The 549-nt window shown below is 70.7% G+C and carries 1 protein-coding gene; it reads right to left on the reverse strand.

All coding sequences use genetic code 11. The features are described from left to right. Positions 1–229: 229 nt before the first annotated feature. The gene (locus IE244_RS42700) at positions 230–547 is read right to left on the reverse strand and encodes a transposase family protein (protein WP_229854924.1); all 318 of its coding nucleotides are present in this window, start codon (positions 545–547) and stop codon (positions 230–232) included. Positions 548–549 lie beyond the last annotated feature (2 nt).

The raw sequence follows: 549 nt of genomic DNA on the forward strand, positions 1-549 counted from the left end.
TGACGACTGTTCCTGCCAGGTCGGCGACGGTGTCCGGCAGCGGCTGGAAGCAGGTGATCTCGTTCGTCTTCTCGCCGACGTCCAGCTGGGCCAGGACCAGACCGGTGGTGTGCTCCAGCGCGGCGAGCAGGTGGCTCTTGCGGCCCTTCGCGTTGGCCGCGCCGCGCAGGCTTTTGCCGTCGACTGCGAGGCCGCGCAGCCCGGTCGTCTTCGGGCGGCGATCGGCGAGTCAGCGTTCGACCGCCCGGTCCGGCGCGTCGCCGTCGATGCGCGCCAACAGTCGCCGGACCGTTGTTTCCGCAGGCAGGAGCCGCTTCGGGAACAGTGGGTCGAGACGTATGCCAAGGCGTTCCAGGACGTGCGGCGGGGCGTCGGCGACCCACTCGCTGCCTGCCAGCAGAGAGGCCGATCCGGCCAGAACCGCGCACGCGGTCAGCGCGAGCACGGCAACCAGAGCGTGCCGTACGCCGCGTGGGTCTCGCGGGTCGGGATGCTCGTGCAGCTGGTCAAGGGCAGGCGGGATCAGCGATGATGCGTCGACAGGCACGG

Origin of the sequence: Streptomyces filipinensis (assembly GCF_014649495.1) — a bacterium.
GTDB lineage: Bacteria > Actinomycetota > Actinomycetes > Streptomycetales > Streptomycetaceae > Streptomyces > Streptomyces filipinensis.